Annotated in this window: 1 protein-coding gene; it reads right to left on the bottom strand. The window is 50.4% G+C overall.

Translation table 11 applies throughout. The features are described 5' to 3' along the window. The coding region (dnaE, locus tag A3751_RS17860) for a DNA polymerase III subunit alpha (protein WP_156492603.1) at positions 1–922 on the bottom strand (922 nt) is incomplete at both ends.

Here is a 922-nt window from a genome sequence, read left to right as displayed (position 1 = left end):
ACAGCGCCAAACAAATCACTCATACCAGCATTTTGATTGCGAGAGTTCTGATCAGCACGTTTGATCGCTTCCTCTATCGTCGCCATCAAGCGCGCTCGATTCGGGCCAATTTCATCCAGTGCGCCGGAAAAAATCAGAGCTTCAAGCGCTCGCTTGTTCACCTTGCGCAAATCAACACGGTCGCAAAAATCAAACAGGTTTTTGAACGCGCCACCTTCAGCACGCGCCGCTAGAATACTTTCGACTGGCCCCTCGCCCAAGCCCTTAACCGCACCCAAGCCGTATACAATTTGACCCTGTTCGTCCACAGTGAATGTATAGTCACTGACATTTACATTTGGCAGAACGATAGCAAGCTTCATCTTGCGACACTCTTCAATGAGCGTGACCACCTTATCGGTGTTTTGCATATCCGCGGTCAGCACCGCCGCCATAAATTCCGCAGGAAAGTGTGTTTTCAACCAAAGCGTTTGATAGGAAACAAGTGCATAAGCAGCAGAGTGCGATTTGTTAAAACCATAGCCAGCAAATTTCTCTACCAGATCAAAGATTTTGAGCGCCAAGTCGCCATCAATACCCTGATCAATCGCCCCGGACTCAAACAAGCCTCGCTGCTTGGCCATCTCCTCAGGCTTTTTCTTACCCATTGCCCGACGCAATACATCCGCGCCGCCAAGCGTATAACCGGCAAGAACCTGCGCGATCTGCATTACCTGTTCCTGATAAACGATAACCCCGTAGGTTGGTTCAAGAATAGGCTTCAGGCTCTCATGCTGAAAATCCGGATGCGGATAAGCCACCGGTGCACGGCCGTGCTTACGGTTGATAAAGTCGTCAACCATACCTGACTCGAGAGGCCCCGGACGAAACAGCGCAACTAGCGCGATCATATCTTCTAGGTTATCAGGCTGAAGCCGACGAA

This window comes from Oleiphilus sp. HI0080 (genome assembly GCF_001635135.1).
This window is presented reverse-complemented; position numbering and strand designations above follow the sequence as displayed.